Origin of the sequence: Haloglomus salinum, from assembly GCF_024298825.1 — an archaeon.
Classification (GTDB): Archaea; Halobacteriota; Halobacteria; order Halobacteriales; family Haloarculaceae; genus Haloglomus; species Haloglomus salinum.
Genome location: NZ_CP101153.1, coordinates 3,106,579 through 3,129,225 on the forward strand (window position 1 = coordinate 3,106,579; position 22,647 = coordinate 3,129,225).

Genomic DNA, 22,647 nt, shown 5'->3' on the forward strand with positions numbered 1-22,647 from the left:
CCCTCACAGACCGGTTCCACGCCTTCGGTCGCATCTCTGTCACCTAACGCCGGGACAGGCGAGATATTACTACTGGCTGGAAACCTGCTCACGACATGAGCAAATAAAAGACCGACCCATCGTGTAGGCACGAGTATGTCGTCGGATTCGGACGTCGAAGCGGTACTCGACCTCGTCGCGAAGCGGATCGACGTTCTCAGGCTCCTGGACGGTGAGCGAGTACGGAAGCGGACGATAGCGGAGGAACTCGACTACTCCCGATCGACGGTCAACCGGACCATCACGGCGCTCACGGATGCGGGACTGGTCGACGACGCTCCGGACGGCTGTCAGGCGACCGTCGTCGGTTCGCTCCTGGCCGAGCAGTACGATACGTACGTACGAGGGGTTGCGGACATCCTGACGCATCGGCAGTTGCTCGCCTCGTTCCCGCTGGATGCGGAGTTCTCCCCGAAGGTACTGGCGGACGCAGAGGTGAGTGTGCCCAGGGGTTCGAGCCCGTACGAGCCCTACCATGCCATCGAGGCACTGCTGGAGCGCGCCAGCGGGCAGGTGCGAGTGTACGTGCCGACGTTCACGAACCCGCGTGGTATCGAACTGGCGACGCGGCTCTCGGCGGAATTCGACGTCGAGATCATCTTCGACCGGGAACTGGTCAGGGAACTGCGCTCCGATGTCCCCGACGAGGTCGAGACGCTGTCACAACTGGAGAAGTTCACGGGCTACGAGACGACGGACGGGCCCGACTACTCACTCGTCGTCGTCGACACCGAATCGGGAGCGGAAGGTGCTGTCATCGTTCACTCCACGGAGCGGGAACTCCTCGGATGTATCGTGACTGGAGACCCAGACGCCACCCGCTGGCTGGAACAACGGTACTCGGACATCCGAGCCGAAAGCGAGCGTCTGGATACGCTTCCCTGAACTCGCCTCTGCTCGTCGGCCACCGGCTGCCCGAGGACTGCCCGTCCCCGACGCTGCATCGTTGGCAGTCGGGGTGTCCATCCAGTTGCCTCAACCCAGCAGCAGGTAGCCAACCGTGTACGCGACGGCTGCGAGCGTGACGGCCGCGAGCCCCGAGAGCGCCGCCCGCTCGGCCCCGTGCCAGCGGTCCGGAGCGGTACGGACCTCTCGGATGGCCGAGGCGGCCGTCACGAGGAGGCCGACCCCGAGCAGCGGGAAGACGAAGTGGTAGGAGACATCGAGCGTCGGTGCCGGAACGAGGGCGGCCGCGCCGGCGTACCCCAGCCCGAGGCCGGCCCGGCGGTCGATACGCGCGGCGAGCGCCCCTGGTGCGGGCCATGTCGGGAGCGCGTCGTCGCGGAGCCACACCAGCACGAGCGCCGCAAGCCAGGCGGTCCCGAGTTCGACGAACAGTGCTCCGAGGAGGTGGAGCGTCGGGTCCGGCGAGAGCGCAACGCGCTCGGTGAGGAGCGTCACGTCGAACGGGTAGGTCAGCGCGGGCGGCTCGCCGGTGAACAGGTCGCCGAACGGGTGCGTGAGCGTTCCGGCCGCCGCCGCGGCCGCGACGGCGACGGGTGCGTGACGGAGGCGGACCCGCCCGACCCGTGCGAGGCCGAGCATGGCCACGCCGAACGCGGCCAGCACGACCGCCCCCAGCACCCCAGAGACGAGGAACGCGACGGTGACGAGTCCGGCGACCACCAGGGTCGCCCCCAGGCGCCCCCGTCGGGTGCCGGTCGCCCAGGCGCCGGCGGCGAGACTCGCGACGGCGGCGACGACCAGCGAGTGGGTCACCGCGCGGTGGACCTCGTTGCCGGCCATCCAGAAGCCCGCCGCGGCGTCGAGCGGACTACTCGCCCCGAGGAGCCCGACGGGTGCGTAGAGGATGTCGACGTCGGGTGCGAGGCCGAACGCACCCGCGAGCAGGCCAAGCGAGAGCGCACGCTCGGTCGACCAGCCGCGTGCGCGTGCGAGCGCCGCGACCAGCGCGAACGCCAGCAGTCCGTGGCCCACGAACATCGACCCGCGCTACGACGCGTGGCGAAATAAGCAACGCGGCCGCCGTGGCTCGCCTCCGCGTTCGCCGTCGGGCACTCAGACGTCCAGCACGACGTACGCCTCGTAGCCGGCGGCGGTCCGCTCGACCCGCATATCCGAGTAGGTGACCGCTTTCACCTCGCGGGCACTCACGCGGTCGAGCGGCACGCCGCGGAACGCCCCACGCAATACCCACTTGCCGCGCTTGAAGAACACCTCGCAGGAGTTGTCGACGGGGAGGACGTGCTCGATGTCGCGCTGGTAGATGAGGTCGTCCAGGTAGTCGAACAGGAGCGACTCCTTGCCCTCACTGTGGACGCCGACAGGGTACTGCTCGCCGCCGGACGGCACCTCGTCGCACATCGCGGCGGCGAGCCCGTCGGCGACCGCGGCGAACGTCTCGCCCAGGCTCTCGCCCTCGGCCGCCACCGCCACGTCGGCGGTGTGGTCGCGGAGTTCGAAGCTCACGGGTCCTCCTCGACGGTCCACTCGTCGCTGTCGGTCGGGAACACCTCGTCGCTCTCGCTTTCGCTCTCACCACCGTCGGCGTCCCCGTCGGTGCCACCTTCGGTCGCCTCCTCTCCCCCGGTGTCTCCTTCGGTCGTCTTCCCCTCGCCGGCGCCACCTCCGTTCCGGTCGTCGCTCCCGCCGGGGTCGTCGCCGGCGTCCCTGTCGTCGGCGATATCGTCGGGCACGTCGGCGGCCCCCGTGGTATCCCGCCGGCGGTGCCCGGTCCGCTCGGCCGGCGGCTCGGGGGTCGTCCCGCGGGTCCGCTCGTCGGCACGGCTGGCCTCCGCCGGGGTCCCGGCGGTGTCGCCGATGGAGCCCTCGCCGCGCTCCAGGTCGTCGGGGGTGCTCTCGTCGCCGGAGGCTCCCTCGGTGCGTCGTTCGATCTTGCCCGGCGTGTCGGAGAACTCCGGGGCCACGTCGCGCTCGTACTGGGCCTGTTTGCTCGGGCTGGTGTCGACGGAGCCGGTGGATTCGGGCTGGCTGCCGTCCTCGACGCGGCGCAGGCGGCCCAGCTCCTCGAGTTGCTCCTCGCTCAGGCCCCGCATCGTCGGGCTGGTCTCGCCGATGGCGACCCCGCTGGTGACGATGCTGCGGATGCCCTCCTCGACGGTCATGTCCGTGTCCACGACCCGGTCGGTGGAGACGTGGATGACGAACCCGCCCATGACGGGGTTCGGGGCCATCGGCATGAACAGGGTTATCATCTCGTCGTGGCCGGTGTCGGATTCGAGCGTGGCCGGGGTGTCGGCGGTCTTGAACGCGACCGTGTACGACCCCTCGACGGGGTACTGGACCAGCTTCACGTCCTGGAACGACTCCGTGTCCGAGTCGAGCAGGAGCTCGGACATCTCGTTGAAGCTGGTGTAGACCGAGCCGATGCCCGGGATGGACTCCATGAAGTGGTCGAACCGGTCGCCGACCGAGGAGCCGCCTTCGGTGAACTCCGCGAGGAACCCGACCACCAGCATCACGGCCAGCAGCACCAGCACCGTGATGGCCCGGACGATGTTCTCGTTGTTGAAGGGGAGTTGCGAGACGGCCGTCTGCGAGATGGGGCTCAGGGCGTTCGAGAGGAAGTTGACGACGAAGCTGAGGACCAGCAGCGTGACGGCCAGCGGGAGGATGATGGCCGCGCCGGTGACGAGTGACTTCCGGAGCAGCTCCCTGGGTGACTGCCGCCGCCCGACGATCTCTGCGTCGTCGGGGTCGAGCGCGCTCATTGCTGCCGACTGCGGGGCCACGCACCTAAGGGGTTGTGGCCCTGGGTCGCTCCCTCACCGCCCGGCGTGGCCGTCTGGCGGTGGCCCGACCGACCGTCCGCCCGCGGGACCCCACTGGACCGCCCCGGGCAGTGTCCCCGAGTGGCCTCTCGGGACAGCCCGTGCTGGCGGTGGAATTATATCCGGTCAGGAACGTATGTCGGTGGTAGTGAGCGTCAATATCGAGCTCCGTGTCGTCGGCCCTGGCAAGGACGACCTCTCGGGGGACGCGTGGGAGCTGAAAGAGCGCATCCGCGCTCGACACGGCGTGCTCAAGCAGCGCCGTGGGTTCTTCACCGACGCCTACCGCCGGTCGACGGTGTACGCCCTCATCGCGTCCGGGCCGGACGAGGAACTCGTCGGGTTCGCCGCCACCCGCCGCGATGGGTACGTGCTCTTCCTCGCGGTCGACCCGGACTGGCAGGGCGAGGGCTTCGGCGAACAGCTCGTCGCGGCAGTCGCCGACGACCACTCCTCGGTGACCTGCCACGCCCGGGCCACCAACCAGGAGGCCATCGACTTCTACCAGCACGTCGGCTTCGAGATAGAGCGCCGCGTCGACAACTACTACGAGGACCGCGGCGACGCCTACTACCTCCGACTCGGGGATGGGGGGCTGACCGAGCGGCTGTCGAACCTAGTTCGGCGGTAGCAAAAATCTGATTGACTCGAATATAGTTCGAGTTTCACACAAATTTAAAATATAAGGTTTTTATATGCGGTATTACACGATTATCCTCGGTGCCAGCGGATAATCCTGTCGGGAGCTCCCGCCCGCTCTCCCAGTGACAGCGGCGACAGCCGCGACGGAACCGTGTAGAAAGCCCCCGCCCGGCTGGTCGGCGAGGCCGGCCAGCCGGACGGTCCCTTTCAGTCCCGCCCTGTTGCTGGTTGGGCCGAGCGTCTGCGCGTGGTGGTTCCAGCGGAGTGTTCGTGTCCCCACACCTCCCCGCGCTCGCGCCGGGTCGGCTCACCACGCTCCCTTCGGTCGCGGGTTCACCGGTGTGGCGCGAGCGCGCTTCCTGGACCCGGAACCGGCCCGCCGGGCAACCACTCTCTGGCCGGGAGCGCGTGGCTGAGGCCTCGCGCCGAAGCCCGCGCGACCTGGGGACGGGCAGGGCCACAGCGCCCGTGACACGGACGATGTCCCTGGCGGACTCGAAGGGCGAGCGGTCTCGACGAAGGCGGACGACGCAAGCACCACAGCGCGAGCGAAGCGAGCGCGAGGAGCGCAGCGAGGCCCCCGAGTCGAGAGCGCGAGGGCTTCGTAGAGGTTGTCGTCGTGACAGAGCGCGAGAGCTTCGTAGAGGTTGTCGTCGTGACAGAGCGCGAGGGCTTCGTTACCATCGCTGCCGTCGGAAGGCCACAAATCGCCACCCAGTTCCTACCCCTCGTAGCGCGTGATGTGTTCGACCTCCTCGCTGACCACGTCGTCGGGGTCGAGCGCGCGTCGCGCGATGGAGCGCTTGTGGACCTCGTCGGCGCCGTCGATGATGCGGAAGCAGCGGACGTTCTCGTAGAAGTCCGCAAGCGGGAGGTCCTTCCCGATGCCGTTGCCGCCACAGACCTGCACGCAGTCGTCGATGACATCCTGGACGACGCCGGCGGCGAAGGTCTTGGTCATCGCGACTTCCGTCCGGGCCTGCTCGCCTGCAGCTATCTGCCGGGCGGCGTGGCGGACCATCGTCCGTACCGCGTGGAGGCGCGTCTCGGCCTCGGCGATGTCGAACCGGAGCGCCTGCTTCTCCGCGAGCGGTTCGCCGAACGCCTCGCGCTCGTGCATGTACGCCGTCGCGATGTCGAGCGAGCGGTCGGCCATCCCGACGAAGCGCATGCAGTGGGTGAGCCGCGCGGGGCCCAGCCGCTGCTGGGCGATGGCGAAGCCGGCGTCCTTCGTCCCGAGGAGGTTCTCCTCGGGCACGCGCACGCCATCGTACTTGATTTCCGAGTGTGCCATCCCCGCCTCGCCCATGTGGGGCACGTCCCGGACGAGTTCGACGCCGTCGGCGTCCGCGTCGACGATGAACAGCGAGACGCCCATGTACGGGTGCGCATCCTGGTTCGTGCGGGCGACGACGATGAGGAAGTCCGCGTCGCTCCCCTGCGTGGTCCACCACTTGTGGCCGTCGATGACCCACTCGTCGCCGTCCTTCTCGGCGGTCGTGCGGATGGATTTGGGGTCGCTTCCCGAGCCGTCCAGCGGCTCGGTCATCGAGAAGCCCGAGGTTATCTCGGCGTTGGCGAGCGGCCGGAGGTACTCCTCCTTCTGGGCCTCGGTGCCGGCCTCGTCGAGGATGTGGATGTTGCCCTCGTCGGGCGCGGCGACGTGCATCGCGCGCATCGCGAGGATGGAGCGGCCCGCCTCCTCGAACACGGGCAGGAGGTCGTCGAACTCCATCCCGAGGCCGCCGTACGCCTCGGGAATCTGCGGGCCGTACACGTCGTGCTCGCGGGCGGCCTCGCGCAGGTCGTCGATGAGCGATTCGGCCTCCTCCTGTCGGTCGGCGGCGCTGCGCTCGTCGCGCTGGCCCAGGAGCGCCCGTTCCTCGGGGAGTACGACCTCGTCCACGAACTCGCGGGTGCGTGCGGCGACCTCGCGACCCCGCTCGGAATCGTCGTAGCTGACGTCCATGCACCCCGGAGCAGCCCCACCTCGTTAACGATGGTGTCGCTAAAGAGCGGGGCTTTTACCGTCGGAAAGCCGGTTGGTGTGTATGGTAGCGACAGGCGACCTCGTCGAGCCGGCCCGTCTCCGCGAGTTCCTCGCGGGCCACCTCGACACCGAGCCCGACGCCTTCGACGTGGAGCGACACGACCAGGGGTTCTCGAACGAGACGCTGTTCGTCGAGTACGGCGACACAGACCTCGTGGTCCGGCGGCCGCCGCCGGGCGAGACCGCCGACACCGCCCACGATGTCCTCCGGGAGTTCGAGGTCGTCGACGCCCTGCAGGACACCGACGTGCCGGTCCCGCGGACGGTCGCAGCCTCCGAGGACACGGACATCATGGGCTGTCCGTTCTACGTGATGGAGCGACTGCCCGGCGACGTGCTCCGGTTCAGCGAGCCCGACCGCTTCGCGAACCCGGACGCGCGCCGGCGCATCGGCGAGGAGATGGTCGACACGCTCGCGGCCATCCACACCGTCGACCACGAGGCCGTCGGCCTCGGCGACTTCGGCCGGCCCAAGGGGTTCACCGAGCGCCAGGTCGAGCGCTGGACCGACCAGATCGAGTGGGCGTTCGAGGAGACCGAGGCAGAACGCGAGGTGCCCGAACTGCGGCGTATCGGCGACTGGCTCGACGACAACGCGCCCGAGACCCACGAGCACACGCTGGTCCACGGCGACTACAAGCTCGACAACGTCATCTTCGGGCCCGCCGACGAGCCCGAGCTGACGGGCGTGCTGGACTGGGAGATGAGCACGCTGGGCGACCCGCTCTGTGACCTCGGGTGGCTGCTGTTCTTCTGGCTCGAGTCCTCCGACTCGCTCCCGACCATCATGCAGACAGTCGCGCCGGTTTTCCTCACGAACGACGACTACCCGAGCCGGCGCGACCTCGTGGACCGCTACGAACAGCAGACCGGCATCGAGGTCACGAACCAGCGCTTCTACCGCGTGCTGGCGGTCTACAAGATGGCGGCGCTGGGCGAGATGTTCTACGCCCGGTACCTGATGGGCAACAGCGACAGCACGTTCTACGCGATGATGGAGGACGGCGTCCCGGCGCTGGCCGAGCAGGGCGTCGCCATCATCGAGGGGGACCAGCCGCTGTGACCACGTCGATGGAGCCGACCGTCCGGCGCGTCGACCGGCAGGAGGACCTCCCGGACCCGGCACCGGATTCGGCCTTCGTCGTGGTCGACGTCATCATCTCCTCGACCACGGTGGTCCGCCTGCTGGAGGCGGGTGCCGACTACGTCCGGCCGTTCGCCGACGCCGACGCTGCGCGCGAGTTCAAAGCCGAGACGGACGCCTTCCTCGTCGGCGAGCAGGGCGGGGACTCCGTCGAGGGGTTCGACGGCTCACCACTCCCGTCGCTGGTGGCGGACTACCCCGTGGAGGGCCGGCCGGTGGGCCTACTCTCCTCGAACGGGACCCGCGCGATGGACCGCATCGGCCACGACCGCGACATCTACGTCGGGACGACGGTGAACGCGGCGGCCGTCGCCGAGGCCGTCGCCGACCACGAGGAGACCTGGCTCGTCGCGGCGGGTCGGCAGGGTGAGGTGGTCGGGGAGGACGTGGCCGGCGTCGACCGCATCGCGGGCCACCTCGACGGCTCGCCGCCCGATGCCGACGACCTCGCCGAGCGCATCCGCGAGACGGGGACGGCACAGTGGCTCTGCGAGATGGGCTTCGAGCACGAGGTCGACGCGCTCTGTGCGTTCGACTCGACGGGCGTGGTGCCGCGGCTGCGAGACGGGGTGTTCGTGTCGGCCGGTCAGTAGGACCCGGAGCGTCCGCCCCCCGCCAGGGGCCGCCAGTCGACGGCCGGTGGCCGACCCGGATTACGGGGGGGCGGTCGACATCCGACCTGGGGCTCCCGGAGAAATCGTTATCACGATTACACGTATCATGCCGGCGTGTGCCCCGAGTCCACGAGTATCACTGCGATCAGTGTGACTTCGAGATGCCGTCCGGATGGGGTGGGATGATGTACGTGGAAGCCGAGGTCTGTCCGTCCTGTGGAGCGGAGGTCCACCGCTCGAAGGACCACTGTTTCGCCTGTGGCAAGCCCACCGAAGAGATAGACGCCGACACGTACACGCGTGTCACGTGTCGTCACCCGATGGAAGCAGAGACCGTTCGGCGCGTTCTCGGACGGGCCCCCCCGAGCGAGGAGAAGGAGGACAGAACCGGGTTCAACTCGAACTGCGTCTGCACGGAGTGCCTGGCACAGTTCGGACTCGATGTCGAATCCGACGAGCGCGAGTGCCGAGACTGTGGGAGCGATGCAGTCTACGCGGCGGAGGAACTCGTCGACGAGGCGTGTCCGAACTGTGGGACGGGGACCTTCCGGAAGGAATGGACCGGGGAGATGTCCTGACGCGCCGGTCGAAGCGCTACCGGCCGAGCATCTCTCGCCAGAACGTCGCCGCATCCATCGACCCCTCGAACACCCGCTGCATGGTCTGGAGGCTCTCTCGGGCCATGTCCGGTGGGCTCCCTTTGTAGATGAACACGGCCCGCTCGCCGCGGTCCTCGTCTTTGAACACGAGCTTGAGCTCGCCAAGCTTCTGGTTGAACGTCCGCTCGACGGCGTACTCCTGGTCCGCGAAGTACGAGAAGGTCAGTCGGGTGAACGACTCCCACCGGTCGGTCTCGACACGGGTATCGAAGTGTCCTTCATCTGCCATGTGGTCACGTTCCACAGGCGGCGGCAAAAGCGTTGGTAGCCGATTCGGACCCGACACCGCCGGCTCCGCAGGGCGATGTCACTCGAACCGGCCGTCGTCCCGGAGTCCAGTCATCAGATCCGCGACCAGCGCCTCGGCGCTCTCGTACGGGTACTCCTGGTACTCCGCGTAGCCCATCCCGAGGTCCATCGCGCTGATGGTGACACCGCCGGCCTCGAACGTCGTGGCCGGGCCGTCCGGCAGCAGCGGGATGAGTTCGAACGGCTCCGTCACGGGGTACTCTGCCCGACCGAACACCTCGGTCAACTGCTGTCGCATCTCCGCCGCGGGTTGCTGGGTGGCCATGGCGGTACGCGTGGCGACACGTCAAAAAGGCACAGCGGGGTTTCGAGAGTCGAGGGAGTCCCGGCGGCTACTCGCGCGGCGTCCGGTCCACGAAGTCCACGATCTCCTCGGCGATGGTGGGGCCGGCGTCCTCCTGGAGGAAGTGCATCGCGCCCTCGACCCAGGTGTCGGGTTGCTCGTCGGCGGTGGGAATCAGCTCCCGGAGCGGGTCGCGGGCGCCCCGCGTGATGGGGTCCGAATCCGCGAACAGGACGAACGCGGGTTTCTCCCACTCGCCGAGTTTCTCGCGGGCGTCGCTCGTGATGTCGCCGCCGTCGCCGCCGTCGGCGCGCGGCACCATGTCCGGCCACTCGCGCGCGCCGGCCTTCATGTCCTCCTCGGGGTAGGGGGCCTCGTACGCCGCCAGTTCCGGGTCGCTCAACTCGGTCGCGGTGGCGTTCTGGATGAGCATCCCGATGGGGAGCTCGTCGACGCGCTCGACGAAGTTCCGGAATTCGTACCACTCGTCGGCCATCTCCGCTTCGCCCGTGGGACAGTCCGTGTTCATCGGGACGATGCGCGCGAACCGCTCCTGGTTGTTCATGGCCACGGGGAGCCCGACGATGCCGCCCCAGTCCTGGCACACGAGGGTCACGTCGGTCAGGTCGAGCGTCTCGAGGAACTCCTCGAGCGCGTCGTAGTGGAGTCGGTAGTCGTAGTCCTCGCGCTCGGTGTACTTGTCGGAGCGACCGAAGCCGAGCGCGTCGGGGACGACCACACGGCCCCGCTCGGCGAGCGTGGGAATCATCTGCCGGTAGAGGAAGCCCCAGGTCGGCTCACCGTGGAGACAGAGGAACGTCTCCTCCGCGTCGCCGTCGGGGTCCGTGTCCACGTACGCCATCTCGGGCTCGCCCGGTGCGCCCTCGATGGTGGTGTAGTGTGGGTCGTAGTCGTAGTCCGGGATGTCCGCGAACGCGTCCTCGGGAGTGCTGACTGGTTCGGTTGCCATGTCCGGCCGCGTGCCCGCCACCGACAAAGGTGTTCGGTTCTGGGCGCCCATAGCTTAACGTTGTTCGACTCTCGCGCACGACCGCGTCACGGTCACTACGCGCCCACCCGTACGCTCCAGCCATGAGCGAGTCGACCGACACGGCCGAGGCGACGGGTATCGCAACGTGCGTCCGCCTCACCTACGACGAACGCGAGTACCCCGCTGACGTGCGCGACTGGGTCCTCGAGGGCGTGACCGACGAGACCTTCCTCGCGTCGTTCCGGCGGCGCCACGACACCGTGACCGGGGGCGAGACCTTCGACGAGTTCGTCTCCTGTGGCTGTGGGTCCCCCCGGGACGTGACTCTGCGAGTCGCGGCCATCGACGGCGGGTCGCGGGTCGAGGAGTCGACCGACCTCGTGGTCGAGCCGACCGGGTGACACCGGGCCGCCGGTGACCCGTCCGGCAACGGCACGCCTTTCTCCCGGCCGCCCACAGTTCGGGTATGGACCTCGTCGAGGCGCTGGCCGTCGACGGCCTCGTCTGCGTCGTCGGGGCGGGCGGCAAGAAGACCACCCTCTACACGCTCGCCGACCGGCTGGACCGCGCGGTCGTCACCGCGACCACCCGCATCCCCGCGTTCCCCGAGGCTGTGGGCCGGCTGGTCGAGACCGACGACCCAGTCGCGGCTGTGCGCGGCGCCGGCGACACGCCGGACGAGTGGCCGCTCGGCCTCGCTCCCGGGTGGGCCGACGACGTGCGCTACGAGGGGTACGACGCCCGGACGGTCGCCGATGTCGCGCGCGTCGCGGCCGACCGGGGCGTCGACGCGACCCTCGTCAAGGCCGACGGTGCGCGCTCGCGCTGGCTGAAGGCCCCGGCCGACCACGAACCCGTCGTCCCGACGACGGTGGATACGGTCGTCCCCATCGCGAGCGCCCGCGTCGTCGGCGAACCGCTGGACGAGGAGCACGTCCACCGGCCCGAGCGGGTGGCTGCGGTCACTGGTCGCGAGGTTGGGGCGACACTGACGACGGACGACGTGGCTGCGGTCCTCGCGAGCCCCGACGGCGGCCTCCGGAACGTGCCCGACGATGCGATGGTCGTCGCCCTGGTCAACATGGTCGACGACGACGCGCTCCGGGCGACCGCAGAGGAGATTGCGGCGGGCGTCCTCGCGCGCAGCGACCGCGTCGACCGCGTCGTCTCCGCCCGGATGGACGAGGCGCGGGTCGTCGCGACGTTCGAGTGAGCCCGCGACGGAGCCGTTCGGCGAGAACGCTTATCCGGCTGCTCCGTCTCCGGTGGGACAACTGATGGGCTTCTTCAACAAGGTCGGTCGACAGGTCGAACAGTTCTCCCAGACCGCGAAGGATGTCGCCGAGCAGCAGGCCGACTACCGATGTCGGACCTGTGAGGAGCAGTTCCACACCGACCACGACACGTGCCCGGAGTGCGGTGCCGAGACGGTCGTGGCGGTCGAGCCGGAGTGAGGCCCGAGCGTCGCTCGCGCCATCACTCCCCGTGGAACCGCGCCTCGGCGGCGGTCAGCTCCTCGCGCGTGTTGACGTTCTCGAAGCTGTCGCGCCAGCCGTTCGTACGGAGCATCGACTCCTCGACCACGGTCCAGTCCAGGTCCTCGAGCGGTGCGAGGATCTTCGACGCACCCCGGTCGAGTGCGCGGTCGCAGGCGTCGGCCATCGCCTCGGCGCGGTAGACTGCCTGCGTCGTCTGGAACCACTCCCCGATGCGTGGGACGGCGGCGTCGTGTCCGGCCGCCCGGTCGAACAGGTACCGGACGAGCGAGCCGTCGACGAACGGCATGTCCCCGGCGACGACGACGGCGAACTCGGTCGGGACCGCGCGAAGGCCCGTCCGGATACCGGCCATCGGCCCGGCATCGGGGTCGGGGTCGACGGCGAACGCGATGTCGGCGTCGAGGCCGTCGAGTGCGGCCGCGAACGCGTCGCGCTGGTCGGCCCGGCAGTTGACGACGACCGTCTCCACGGCGGGGACGAGCCGGGCGACGGTCCGACGGAGTAGCGGCTCGCCCGCGAGGTCCGCGAGCAGTTTGTCGCCGCCCTCGAAGCGGGTGGCGCGGCCGCCGCCGAGAACCACGGCCGTCCGGTCCGTTGTCCCGTCACCGGCGGTCTCTGTCGCCATGCGGCGAGATACGGGCGCCCGCGGCAAAACCGCAGCGTCCCGGGACGGACAAGACACTTGCCGGACGCCTCGTAGCCCCAATCATGTCCCCGAGCGGAGACGCTACCGGTCGGTGGGGGTCACGGCGACGTCTGCTGCTCGGCGGTGTCGTCCTCCTCCTGGCGCTCGCAGGGTGTGGCAGCCCACAGCCCGCTCCCGAGGTCTGCTACGGCTGCAGCGACAACGGCGCGGTACGCGGCCTCCCATCGAACGCGACGACCGGTGACAGCGTCACACACCTCTATCTCGTGCCGGCGTCCGGCGACGAGCCGCGCGTGGAGGCCCGGACGCGGGTCGGCCTCGACGCGGCCGAGGCGTTCCGAACGAACGCCTCCCGCCGCGAGGCAGTTCGCCGGGCCGTCCTGGCGGCGAGGGATGCCGATTCCGGTGGACCGGATGGTCCGTCACCGACCCCGACACCCCGGTACCAGGGGCCCGATGGCCGCCCGACCTACCCCGTGGCAGCGTTCGAGGCGCGCGACCTCTCCGTCGGGACGGAGACAGACAGCCTCGTCGTCGACTTCCGGGTAGCGGGCATCCCCGGCGTCGACGCCGCGGAGACGCCGCCGCTCGTGGGGCGTGGACCCGGTGGCACCGTGCTGGTCGACCGCTTCAACGTCCGGGACGGGCGGAACCCTCACCCAGGCAACGACGGGTTCACGTACACGCTCGCGACCGACCGGCTCGTCGTCCACGCGCCGCCCGGGACACGCCCCGTCGTCGCCCCGGACGACGCCACCGTCTACGACGACCGGGTCGTCCTCCGGTCGCTTCCGGCGGATACGAACCTGGTGTTCGCGCCGGAGGGGAGCACGGGCACGCTCGCCGCCCACGCGACGCTGACGGCGGACCGACTCGGCTGGGTCGTCCCGGACTCGTTCTGGGTCGCGCTCCTCCCGACGCTCCAGCTCGGCCTCCTCCTGAGTGGCATCCGGGCCGGGGAGGCCAGCGGCACCCGGTACGCCATCGGCGCGTTGCTGCTGGCGCTCCTGCTGACGCTGGGGCCGTTCGCCCTCTTCCTCGGCCCGCTCGGGCTCGTGGGTGTCGGCCTCGTGCTGCTGGTCGCGCTCGCACTGCTGTGGCGTGCCGGCGGTGCCGGGAGCGGCACGGACGAGAGCGGTCCCGCCCCCGATGGGTCTGCCGATGCCACCGGGAGCGGTCGACGGCTCCCGACGCTAGCGGGCCTCCGCGCCGGCATCGAGCCGTGGCTGGCGCCGGTCGCCGGCGTGGTCGTCGCCGTGTCGCTCCTCACCGTCGTCGCCGCGGCGGCTGGCGGCGGGCCGGTAGCTGGACTGCTGTTCGTCACTGGGGGGGTCCTCCCCATCGCGGGGACGCTCGGCCTCGGGTGGCTGGCGCGGCGCGCGGCCGAGAGCGAGCGTCCCAGCCGGCTGCTGGTGTCGCTGATACTCGTGGCGCCGTGGCTGCTCGCCGTCGGGTACGTCGCCGGGCGCGGTATCCCGGATAGCATCGAAGCGGTGACCCTGGTGCTCGTCTGGGGGACCGGCGTCACGCTGGTCGGGTACGTGGCCTACCGGGTCTCGGCCCGGTTCGCGCCCGACCCGGATGCCGATGACGACGCTGGCGACACCGACTGAGCGCGCTATCGCTCGGCGACCGCGACGAGTTCCTGCGACGTGGTCTCGAGCGGGCCGCCGTCGAAGCCGCCGTAGAACGTCCAGTCCGAGAAGCCGGCGTCGGCGAACAGGAGTTCGAACTCGCGTTTCGTCACGAGCGCGAGAGGCGTCTCCGTCTCGAACACCACGTCACCGTCGGCGTCGACCACCTCGCGGTGCTGGGTCCCGACCCGCTCGATGGCATCGTCCAGTTCCATCACGTCTCGGAGGGTGTAGGTCGCGCCGTCGACCGCCACCTCGATTTCGCTGGGCTCGCCGTAGGTCTCGGCGACGAAGTGGGGGTCCGGGGCGAACGTGTTCAGCGCGAACCGGCTGCCGGGTGCGAGCGCATCGTGGATGTTCTGCAGTGCGGCGCGCTGGTCGGCCAGCGAGGTGACGAGGTTGAACACGCGCGCCGGGCAGTAGACGAGGCCGTACTCGCGGTCGGGGTCGAACGTGGTCACGTCGGCCTGCCGGACCGAGACGTCGATTCCCTCCGCGTCGGCCGTTTCGCGCAGGTGTGCGAGCCGCGCTGCCGAGAGGTCGATGCCGTCGATGTCGATGCCGTCACGTCGGAGTTCGAGGTAGACGCGGCCGGTGCCGACGCCGACCTCCAGTGCGGGGCCGTCGGCCTCCCGGGCGAGCCGGCGGTAGAACGCCACGTCCTCGGTCCAGGGCAGGTCGCTCGCGTCGGTCCAGGCGTCGTAGACCGCTGCCTCGAAGGCGTCCGTATCGTCCATGCCGGGGACGTGGGCGCGCCCGACAAGTACCTTCCCGGTGGGTGTGAGCGGTTCCCGGGCCCCCCGTGCCCTCGGTCGTCGCTCGCTATCAGTCGTCGCCAGCCGCCTCGTCGGGGGCCTCCTCGGGCCGGTCTGGCGCGAGGTCGTCGACGCCCGTCGGGTCCTCGATGGCCTCGACACGGACGCTCGCGACCTTGTACTCGGGGATGCCGCTGGTCGGGTCGTACGTCTCGTCGGTGAGGACGTTGGCCGCGCCCTCGGCGAAATGCATCGGGACGAAGACGACGCCCTCGCCGACGCGGTCGGTGACCTGCGCGCGGACCGTGATGTCACCGCGCCGCGAGGCCACGCGGACCGCGTCCCCGTCGGCGATGCCCAGCGTCTCGGCCGTCGCGGGGTTCACCTCGACGAACGACTCGCCGACGTGGCGCATGATGCCCTCGACACGCCGGGTGAGGGTACCGGTGTGGAAGTGGTACATCACGCGCCCGGTCGTGAGCGTGAGCGGGTAGTCCTCGTCCGGGAGTTCGCCGGGCCGGCCCATGTCTGCCGGGACGAACCGCGCTTCCCCATCCTGGAAGTTGAACCCGTCCTCGTAGAGGAAGCGCGTGCCGGGGTCGGTGGCGTCGGTGCAGGGCCACTGCAACCCGCCCTCGGCGTCGAGGCGGTCGTGCGAGATACCACCGTAGATGGGCGCGACCTCGGCAACCTCGTCCATAATCTCGGCCGTTGACTGGTAATTCCAGTCGTGCCCGAGCTCTCTCGCGAGTTGCTGCAGTATCTCCCAGTCCGGCTTCGCGTCGCCGGGCGGCGAGACGGCTTCGCCGACCAGCTGGACCCGTCGCTCCGTGTTGGTGAAGGTACCGTCCTTCTCGGCGAACGATGCGGCGGGCAGGACCACGTCCGCGTGCTCGGCAGTCTCGGTCAGGAACACGTCCTGCACGACGAGGAAGTCGAGTTCCGAGAGCCCCTCCTCGGCGTGCTGGAGGTCGGGTTCGGAGAGGGCCGGGTTCTCGCCCATCACGTAGAGGCCCCTGACATCACCCTCGTGGATGGCCTGGAAGGTCTCGGTCACCTTCAGCCCCACCGCCTCGGGCGGGCGGGTGCCCCACGCCCGCTCGAACGCGTCGGCCACCTCGGGGTCCGTGGGGTCCTGATAGCCCGGCAGCTTGTTCGGGAGCGTCCCCATGTCGCCACCCCCGCCCTGGACGTTGTTGTGGCCGCGGAACGGGCTGAGGCCGGCGTTGGGCTTGCCGACGTGCCCCGTGACGAGGGCGAGGTTCGCGACCGCGAGGACGTTCCGGGTGCCGTGGCCGTGCTGGGTGAGGCCCATCGCCCAGCCGAAGACGCAGGTGTCGGCCGCCGCGATGGCGGTGGCCGTCTCGGCCAGGTCCTCGGGTGCGACCCCCGCGAGGCGCTCGACCTCCGCGGGCGTGAAGGGGTCGACCTTCTCGCGCAGCGCCTCGAAGTTCCGGACGTGCTCGTCGACGAACGCATCGTCGTACAGGTCGTGCTCGATGACGTACCGGGTCAGGCCGTTGAGCCAGGCGATGTCGTAGCCCGGTCGGGTCCGGGTGTACTGGTCGGCGTGCTCGGCGATGCCGGTCTTCCGGGGGTCGTAGACGTGCAGCGTCGCGCCGTCGCGGACGTTGCGCTTGATGTGGGTCGCCAGCACCGGGTGTGACTCCGTGGTGTTCGAGCCCGTGATGAGGTAGCAGTCCGTGTTCGCCACGTCGTCGATACTGTTGGACATGGCGCCGTAGCCGACGGTCTGGAGCAGCGCCGCGACCGTCGAGGAGTGACAGAGCCGCGCGCAGTTGTCGACGTTCGGCGTCTCCAGCACCGCGCGCGCGAACTTCTGGAGCAGGTAGTCCTCCTCGTTGGTACATTTCGAGGAGGCGAAGGCCGATAGCGCCTCGGGGCCGTGCTCGCGCTTGATGTCGCGCAGGCCGTCGGCGACGCGCTCGATGGCCGTCTCCCACGAGACCTCGCGGAAGCCGTCCGGCCCGGGCGTGTTCGGCCCCGCCGACGCGTCGCGCACGAGCGGGCTGGTGAGGCGGTCGTCGCTCCCGACGAACTCGTAGCCGAACTTCCCCTTCACGCAGGTCGAGAAGTCGTTCGCGGGCGCGTGGTCCGGGTCGGTCGGCCGGACGGCCTTGATGTCATCGTCCTTGCTGTGGACCTCGAACCGGCAGCCGACGGCGCAGTAGCCACAGGTGGTCTCTGTCGTCTCGATGTCCCGCGAGCGGAACCCCGCGACGCCACTCGCGATGTCGAACAGCCGCCCCTCGGAGAGCGTCCTCGCGGCCACGGCCTCGGCCGCGTGCTCACCCTCCAGGAACGCGCGCTTGCCGGCGTCGCGGGCGGCCTGCCGGGCCTTCCGTTTGGCCTTCGCCATGAACCGCGCCACGCCCGACAGGTCGTCGTCGATGGCTCCGGCCCCCCCGGCCTCGTTGCCCAGTCCACCGCCCGCGTCGGGCCGGTCGGCGGTTGCGACGGGTTCGGCCTCGTGGACCGTTCCCACGCTGTTCTTCTGTGTGAACCCCGGGATGGGGAGCGTCGTCGAATCGGCGTAGTCGCTCTCGACGAGCGAGCCGGTCGGGCAGACGGTGGCGCAGTGGCCACACGAGACGCAGGTCGAGTCGGCCATCGTGTCGGCCTCGCTCATGAATCCGATGCGGGGCTCGCCGTCCTCGTCCGTCTCGATTCGCAGGACGCCCTCCACCTGCACGTCGTTGCAGGCCTCGACACAGCGGTTACAGAGGATGCACTTGTTGCGGTCGATCTGGATGACGCCGGAGGTGTCGTCGATGGGCTCGTACGCGCTCCGGTCGTCCAGCACCCCGTAGCGCGGGTGCTCCACGTCGGCCTCGATGGCGGCGTCCTGGAGTTCACAGCGGCCGTTCTTCCCGCAGGTGGTACAGCGGAGGTTGTGGTTCGAGAGGACGAGGTCGAGGTTGACAGAGCGTGCCTCGGCCGCGTCCGGGGCGTCCGTGCTGACCGTCGCGCCGTCCTCGACCGGGTGGCTGCACGAGGGGACCAGCCCCTCGTCGGTCTCGACGACGCAGGTCCGGCAGGTGGATCGAGGACCGATCTCCTCGGCCGCCTCCGTGTCGCGGTCGTAGTGACACAGCGCGGGCACGTCTGTACCCGCGTCCGCGGCCTCCACCGCGTCGAGGAGGGTCGCACCCGCCGGGACGGCGACGGCCTCCCCGTCGACGGTGACGGTCACCATCTCGTCGTCCGGGTCCGCGCCGCGTGCCGAGTATCGCGGCGGGTCGTTCGCCGTGCCGGTGCGGAAGTCCTCCGTCAGCGGCGTCGAGGGCCGCGGGTCCTCGATATCGGGGACGCGTGGGCGCTCCCCGGATTCGTCGTCGGCGCTCACGCCCAGACACCTCCGGGGCCCTCGGCGCCCTCGTCGGGCGCGTCGTCGAAGCACTCGCCGGCGGGGCAGTCGCCGTCCGCGTGCGCTCGCACAGTACCGGCGAAGCGGTCGAGCGCCGTCCGGGTCGGGCGCCCGGCCTCGCGCCCGAACGCACAGAGGCTCGTCTCACCCATCGTGCGCAGGAGCTCGCGCAGCCCGGCCTCGTCGTGGTCGCCGTCGTAGACTTCCCGAAGGCCATCGTGGAGCTGTTTCGACCCCTCGCGGCAGGGCACACAGCGCCCGCAGTTGGCCTCGCGGGCGAACGCGGCCCGGCGGCCGACCGCGGCGAGGAGGCAGGCGTCGGTGAACGGCTCGACCGCTCCTGCCGTGCCGCAGTCGGCGGCACGGAGCGCGGGTGCCCCGGCGGGCACGTCGAGGTCGCGCGTCAGGCCGCCGAAGCGACCCCCGACGACGGCCCAGTCCGGCTCCCGGGTCCCGTCGAGTGCGGCCAGTGCCCGCCCGACCGGTGCGTCCGTCGGGAGTTCGACGGTCGCTGGCGGCCCCACGGCGTCGCCGCCGGGGCCGCGCGGCGTGGCCGTGACGAGTCGCGTCCCCGGGTCCCCCGCGTCGGGGTCGAAGGCGTCGGGCTCACGCAGGAGCGCCACGAACTGGGTCAGCGTTCGCGGCGTGTGGACCACGGTCGGGCGGCCGTAGAGGCCCCACGTCGCGGGACCGGGTGGCCGGCGACGCGCCTCGATACGGTCCGCCCCCTCCAGCGCCTCCAGCGCCATCGTCGGCTCGCCGGCGGTGAACGTCCCCGGGCCGGAAGCGACCTGCACGGTCACGTCTGCGGGTGCCAGGGCGCCGGCCGCGCGCGCGGTCCGGTCGGCCGCGAGGGCGTCGTTCTCGCCGACGTAGACAACCACGTCCTCGGCGTCGACGACGCCGGCGACGGCGAACGCGCCCGCGAGCACCTCCGCCGGGGCCGAGGTGAGCAGCAACTCGTCACCCGCCACGGCCGCGTCTGCCTCGTTCGCGTTCACGACGACGACCGGGTCACCGGACGCGTCGCGAGCGGTCTCCCAGACGCCGGCGACGGGCCGGTCGCGCGCGATGTCGCCGCGTCCACGGCCCAGCAACCCGACGCGCGCGGCGTGGTCGAGCGTCACCTCGGGATCGCCCGGAAGTGACGGTCGCAACTCGGGGTCGAACTCGTCGACGCGCGTCCAGCCACAGGAATCGAGCACGCGCCGACGGCCGACGGCGAGCGGTCCGTCGTCGGGCGTCGGGAACTGGCCCGTCCTGGGCTGGTGTTCGACGACGGCGTACGCGTGGAGCATCGGTCGGCCGTCGTGGAACTCCCTCGCGAGTCGCTCGCAGGTCTCGGCGTCCGCGTTGGTGTGGATGGCGGTCCGGCTGTCGCGGGTGACGAGCGCCAGCGGCTCCAGCGCCGGCACGCCCGTGGACCCGACGGGGACCACCGGCACGTCGTCGGGAGCCGTCTCGCGGGTCGCGCGCAGTCGGTCGGTCGCCTCCGGTCCGCCGGTCAGGGCGAGCCGAACGGAGGAGTCGGTCATTCCCCGAGGGCACGGCCGTCGGCGTGATAAGGATTGGCGACCCGCCCCCGCGGCGGGTTCGGCCGCGGCCGCCGGGACCCGGGCCCCGTCGCCGGAATGGATACGATTACGGGCTGGGCTGCCCTCGGCCCGGACATGTCCGACAACCGCGTCGTGGAGGGGCGGATGGTGACGCCGGCGAAGCTGGCCGAACTCATCGAGGGCGAGTCGCCGATGGACACCGAGGGCATCGAGGACGCCGACCGCGACTGCCCGGAGTGTGGCGGGAACGTCATCAGCGTCGGCTACATGCCCAGCGTCACGGAGTTCGTCACTGGCTACAAGTGCCAGGACTGTTCGTGGAGCGAGACGGACCGGGACTGACTCACTCCGACTCGCCGGGCCACAGCTGCCCCCACACCACCTTCTCCGGGACCCGTACCGTCAGCGGCTCCTCGACCGGAATCTGACAGGAGAGCCGCGGGTACCCGAAGCGCGCGGCGGCGCGGTCGTGCCAGTGCTCGGGCGCGGGCGCGTCCCCGTCGGCGTTCGCGCCGCGCTCGCCGTCCGCGTCCTCGAAGCGGACGCCACAGGTCCCACAGAGCCCGCGCCCGCCGCAGTTGGCGACGCGCGAGACCGACCCGTACACGTCGAAGCCCGCATCCAGCAGGGCGTCCCGCAGTCGGGTGCCACGTTCGACGCGGAGCGTCGTCTCGTAGTCGCCGGTCCGGACCGTCACCGGCACGTCCTCGCCGTCGGGGGCTCCCTCGTCGGTCACGTCCAGCCCTTCGCACGCCGACGGCGAAAACCTCCCGACCGACTCCCACGGAACCGAAATCCCTTTAGACGGAACCGGGGTACGTGATGGCGAGGGGCTGTGGCCAAGCCAGGCATGGCGACTGACTCCAGAGGCCACGCGCCCGGGACGAGACTCCAGACTGATATACCGAGCGACCGGCTGATCACCGCGTCGCGATGACGACCCTCTGGAGAACCGAGGCGCAACCGGAGATATCAGTCGATCGGGGGTTCAAATCCCTCCGGCCCCATACTCAGCTTAAGCGAACTGCGACGAATCGAAGACCTGCGGGACTATCTCATCTGCTGCTTCTGCGGCGGTGAGATAGACCAGCATCCGAAGGAGTGCCCCGCGAAGGACCCCCCGACGACAACCCCGAACGGGGGTGGTGCCGGCCGTGACGCTCCGATGCGAGTGCGGTGGGGCCGTGGAGATTGTCGACGGTAGCGAGCCCGACCCCGACGCGACCAGCTTCTTCGAGGTGTACGAGTGCGCTTCCTGCGGACGCACCGGGACCTATACCCACCACACAAACCCGTCGCGATCGGACGAGTACGGAGGCTGCCTCACGTCGACCCTACCTGAAGGTGGTCGCCGTGCCTGACCCGTTCGAGTTCCGAGAGGAGGCCGACGAGCGGTCGACGAGCTGGGAACGCGCCGACCCTGACCGGGCCCTCATCGAGCGGCGTGCCTGGAATGAGTGGGCGCTACTGCTCCCGGATGGCGAGGAGGCCCACCGCTGCCGCCTGGAACGCGACCACGGCGCGTACGTGGGCGAGTGCGACTGTCCGGGCTACGAGTACCACGACGGTCCGTGTGCCCACACGTGCACGCTTCTGCAAAAACACGAAATAACATATTGGCTAGAAATATTTCATTGCGGAGGGAATGGTGGTTGAGTATGAGCCGACTTCGAGAGTTTATACATATCAACGACGAGAGCCTGAACAGTAGTCTATCATCTCTCGGCAGAGGTGTACCATCCGAGGTTACACATTCTGTAGAAGGCGAATCGGAGAGATCCGGACAAGCAGGAGGTACGATTTGGGGGATTGGAGCGAAAGGAGAGTATTCAGGACTTAATCGAGATGCAATCGAAACACGCCTAGAAGTCTCGGCACCTTACCGATTCCAAGACCTACTGAATCAACTTGAAGAAGATAATATAGATATTTACGATAACCCTGACCCTCGAAGCGTCGCAAGAGGAGATGTAGTTCGGATATCTGGTGAAGCCAACCCGATGTCGATGTTTAAATTTGAAGTTGTTATCAAGACGTTCCGAGAGCTCCTCAATACTCAGATGAGGGATAATCTTATTGAGCTTGATGAGGCACCGCAGGAACCAATGGGCGATGATGTGAACTTAGGCCAATTACAGGTCCTGCAAGATTTGATAGAGCAATTCACCGGAGATAAACTGCCTCTAAGAATGGAGGGGGAGAATTATCGATACGGTGTAGCGCTTGACCGAGAGGATATGAGAGTACCAGCCCCAGGAGCATTTCTGAATGAACCTGAGTATACGCTATTTGGTCGAGTAGAGGAGAGAATAGTCGGAGAAGATTCTTGGGACCCAATTTTAGCTATGAATATTATGGACAAATACCTGCCACAGGAAACTGCGGGAGAGGAGATGAGGGAGGCGCTGGAGGAGGCTGCTGAAGAAATGAATATTCCAATGGAGCCTGAGGATTGGGAAATTCCTTCTCAAACCGCTATAATCCACCCGATTGCCATGTTCTGGTAGTCGGAACACCGTCAGCAAGTCTAATTTTATCAGTTTCCTGACTGAGTCCCGGTGAAGGATTCACTTCACATAGGTGTAAACACATAATGTGGAGGATTCTCGCACAGCCTGTCCGATATAGTTGCCGCGCAGGGGTATCCGGGTCTCCAGATATCCGGATATCCGCATCTTGTATTGAA

The 22,647-nt window shown here is 69.1% G+C and carries 24 protein-coding genes and 1 tRNA gene; 13 read left to right on the forward strand and 12 right to left on the reverse strand.

Annotated elements, in window-relative coordinates:
- The first annotated feature begins 135 nt into the window (after positions 1-135).
- Positions 136-924, forward strand: a complete 789-nt coding sequence (locus tag NL115_RS15040; protein WP_254830157.1) for a helix-turn-helix transcriptional regulator — start codon at positions 136-138, stop codon at positions 922-924.
- Between the two features lie 90 nt (positions 925-1,014).
- Here the strand turns inward: NL115_RS15040 and NL115_RS15045 are convergent, their stop codons facing one another.
- From NL115_RS15045 to NL115_RS15055, 3 genes are all read right to left on the reverse strand, one after another.
- Positions 1,015-1,983: a metal-dependent hydrolase gene (locus tag NL115_RS15045; protein ID WP_254830158.1), complete on the reverse strand. Its 969-nt coding sequence runs from the start codon at positions 1,981-1,983 to the stop codon at positions 1,015-1,017.
- 75 nt (positions 1,984-2,058) lie between these two features.
- Positions 2,059-2,469, reverse strand: coding sequence for an archease (locus NL115_RS15050; protein ID WP_254830159.1), 411 nt, complete (start codon positions 2,467-2,469; stop codon positions 2,059-2,061).
- The gene (locus tag NL115_RS15055) at positions 2,466-3,731 is read right to left on the reverse strand and encodes a DUF502 domain-containing protein (protein WP_254830160.1); all 1,266 of its coding nucleotides are present in this window, start codon (positions 3,729-3,731) and stop codon (positions 2,466-2,468) included. The genes NL115_RS15050 and NL115_RS15055 overlap by 4 nt, the downstream gene beginning before the upstream one ends.
- A 208-nt stretch (positions 3,732-3,939) precedes the next feature.
- On the opposite strand from NL115_RS15055, the gene NL115_RS15060 reads away from it, so the two are divergent.
- Complete coding sequence (locus NL115_RS15060; protein ID WP_254830161.1) at positions 3,940-4,422, forward strand: GNAT family N-acetyltransferase; 483 nt, start codon at positions 3,940-3,942, stop codon at positions 4,420-4,422.
- Positions 4,423-5,154: 732 nt separating this feature from the next.
- Here NL115_RS15060 and NL115_RS15065 read toward each other — a convergent pair.
- Entirely contained in the window at positions 5,155-6,402 is a 1,248-nt protein-coding gene (locus NL115_RS15065; protein ID WP_254830162.1) for an acyl-CoA dehydrogenase family protein, read from the reverse strand.
- An 82-nt stretch (positions 6,403-6,484) separates the two neighbouring features.
- On the opposite strand from NL115_RS15065, the gene NL115_RS15070 reads away from it, so the two are divergent.
- The 3 genes from NL115_RS15070 (at position 6,485) to NL115_RS15080 (ending at position 8,819) form a co-directional block, all read left to right on the forward strand.
- Complete coding sequence (locus NL115_RS15070; RefSeq protein WP_254830163.1) at positions 6,485-7,546, forward strand: phosphotransferase family protein; 1,062 nt, start codon at positions 6,485-6,487, stop codon at positions 7,544-7,546.
- Positions 7,543-8,220: a 2-phosphosulfolactate phosphatase gene (locus NL115_RS15075; RefSeq protein WP_254830164.1), complete on the forward strand. Its 678-nt coding sequence runs from the start codon at positions 7,543-7,545 to the stop codon at positions 8,218-8,220. Before NL115_RS15070 ends, NL115_RS15075 begins: the two co-directional genes overlap by 4 nt.
- Positions 8,221-8,357: 137 nt before the next feature.
- A complete protein-coding gene (locus NL115_RS15080; RefSeq protein ID WP_254830165.1) occupies positions 8,358-8,819 on the forward strand; it encodes a hypothetical protein in 462 nt (153 codons plus the stop codon).
- Between the two features lie 16 nt (positions 8,820-8,835).
- Here NL115_RS15080 and NL115_RS15085 read toward each other — a convergent pair whose 3' ends face one another.
- The 3 genes from NL115_RS15085 to NL115_RS15095 all read right to left on the reverse strand — a co-directional run bounded on the left by NL115_RS15085 (position 8,836) and on the right by NL115_RS15095 (position 10,462).
- The gene (locus NL115_RS15085; protein WP_254830166.1) at positions 8,836-9,129 is read right to left on the reverse strand and encodes a hypothetical protein; all 294 of its coding nucleotides are present in this window, start codon (positions 9,127-9,129) and stop codon (positions 8,836-8,838) included.
- Between the two features lie 78 nt (positions 9,130-9,207).
- Positions 9,208-9,474, reverse strand: a complete 267-nt coding sequence (locus NL115_RS15090) for an MTH865 family protein (RefSeq protein ID WP_254830167.1) — start codon at positions 9,472-9,474, stop codon at positions 9,208-9,210.
- Between the two features lie 67 nt (positions 9,475-9,541).
- A complete protein-coding gene (locus tag NL115_RS15095; protein WP_254830168.1) occupies positions 9,542-10,462 on the reverse strand; it encodes a haloalkane dehalogenase in 921 nt (306 codons plus the stop codon).
- A gap of 122 nt (positions 10,463-10,584) precedes the next feature.
- Here NL115_RS15095 and NL115_RS15100 point away from each other — a divergent pair, with 122 nt between their 5' ends.
- The 3 genes from NL115_RS15100 to NL115_RS15110 all read left to right on the forward strand — a co-directional run bounded on the left by NL115_RS15100 (position 10,585) and on the right by NL115_RS15110 (position 11,937).
- The gene (locus NL115_RS15100; protein WP_254830169.1) at positions 10,585-10,884 is read left to right on the forward strand and encodes a DUF7968 family protein; all 300 of its coding nucleotides are present in this window, start codon (positions 10,585-10,587) and stop codon (positions 10,882-10,884) included.
- 65 nt (positions 10,885-10,949) lie between these two features.
- The gene (gene yqeC / locus NL115_RS15105; RefSeq protein WP_254830170.1) at positions 10,950-11,696 is read left to right on the forward strand and encodes a selenium cofactor biosynthesis protein YqeC; all 747 of its coding nucleotides are present in this window, start codon (positions 10,950-10,952) and stop codon (positions 11,694-11,696) included.
- A 64-nt stretch (positions 11,697-11,760) separates the two neighbouring features.
- Positions 11,761-11,937 (forward strand): hypothetical protein, encoded by a 177-nt coding sequence (locus NL115_RS15110; protein ID WP_254830171.1) that lies wholly within the window; start codon positions 11,761-11,763, stop codon positions 11,935-11,937.
- 22 nt (positions 11,938-11,959) lie between these two features.
- Here the strand turns inward: NL115_RS15110 and mobA are convergent, their stop codons facing one another.
- A complete protein-coding gene (gene mobA, locus NL115_RS15115; protein WP_254830172.1) occupies positions 11,960-12,607 on the reverse strand; it encodes a molybdenum cofactor guanylyltransferase in 648 nt (215 codons plus the stop codon).
- A gap of 83 nt (positions 12,608-12,690) precedes the next feature.
- Between mobA and NL115_RS15120 the strand changes: the two genes are divergently transcribed.
- Complete coding sequence (locus NL115_RS15120) at positions 12,691-14,241, forward strand: hypothetical protein (protein ID WP_254830173.1); 1,551 nt, start codon at positions 12,691-12,693, stop codon at positions 14,239-14,241.
- Positions 14,242-14,246: 5 nt separating this feature from the next.
- Here NL115_RS15120 and NL115_RS15125 read toward each other — a convergent pair whose 3' ends face one another.
- The 3 genes from NL115_RS15125 to NL115_RS15135 form a co-directional block, all read right to left on the reverse strand.
- On the reverse strand, positions 14,247-14,999 hold the full coding sequence (locus tag NL115_RS15125; RefSeq protein WP_254830174.1) for a class I SAM-dependent methyltransferase: 753 nt from the start codon (positions 14,997-14,999) through the stop codon (positions 14,247-14,249).
- Between the two features lie 88 nt (positions 15,000-15,087).
- Complete coding sequence (gene fdhF / locus NL115_RS15130; protein ID WP_254830175.1) at positions 15,088-18,384, reverse strand: formate dehydrogenase subunit alpha; 3,297 nt, start codon at positions 18,382-18,384, stop codon at positions 15,088-15,090.
- A complete protein-coding gene (locus NL115_RS15135; RefSeq protein WP_254830176.1) occupies positions 18,381-19,940 on the reverse strand; it encodes an NADH-ubiquinone oxidoreductase-F iron-sulfur binding region domain-containing protein in 1,560 nt (519 codons plus the stop codon). Before NL115_RS15135 ends, fdhF begins: the two co-directional genes overlap by 4 nt.
- A 135-nt stretch (positions 19,941-20,075) precedes the next feature.
- Here NL115_RS15135 and NL115_RS15140 point away from each other — a divergent pair, with 135 nt between their 5' ends.
- The gene (locus NL115_RS15140) at positions 20,076-20,303 is read left to right on the forward strand and encodes a DUF5795 family protein (protein WP_254830177.1); all 228 of its coding nucleotides are present in this window, start codon (positions 20,076-20,078) and stop codon (positions 20,301-20,303) included.
- A gap of 1 nt (position 20,304) precedes the next feature.
- Here NL115_RS15140 and NL115_RS15145 read toward each other — a convergent pair whose 3' ends face one another.
- Positions 20,305-20,697 carry a 2Fe-2S iron-sulfur cluster-binding protein gene (locus NL115_RS15145; protein WP_254830178.1) on the reverse strand — a complete coding sequence of 131 codons (393 nt, stop codon included), beginning with the start codon at positions 20,695-20,697 and terminating at the stop codon, positions 20,305-20,307.
- A gap of 93 nt (positions 20,698-20,790) precedes the next feature.
- On the opposite strand from NL115_RS15145, the gene NL115_RS15150 reads away from it, so the two are divergent.
- The 3 genes from NL115_RS15150 (at position 20,791) to NL115_RS15160 (ending at position 22,468) form a co-directional block, all read left to right on the forward strand.
- Positions 20,791-20,968, forward strand: a tRNA-Trp gene (locus NL115_RS15150).
- A gap of 346 nt (positions 20,969-21,314) precedes the next feature.
- Positions 21,315-21,617 (forward strand): SWIM zinc finger family protein, encoded by a 303-nt coding sequence (locus tag NL115_RS15155; RefSeq protein WP_254830179.1) that lies wholly within the window; start codon positions 21,315-21,317, stop codon positions 21,615-21,617.
- A 2-nt stretch (positions 21,618-21,619) separates the two neighbouring features.
- A complete protein-coding gene (locus NL115_RS15160; RefSeq protein WP_254830180.1) occupies positions 21,620-22,468 on the forward strand; it encodes a DUF6414 family protein in 849 nt (282 codons plus the stop codon).
- Positions 22,469-22,647 lie beyond the last annotated feature (179 nt).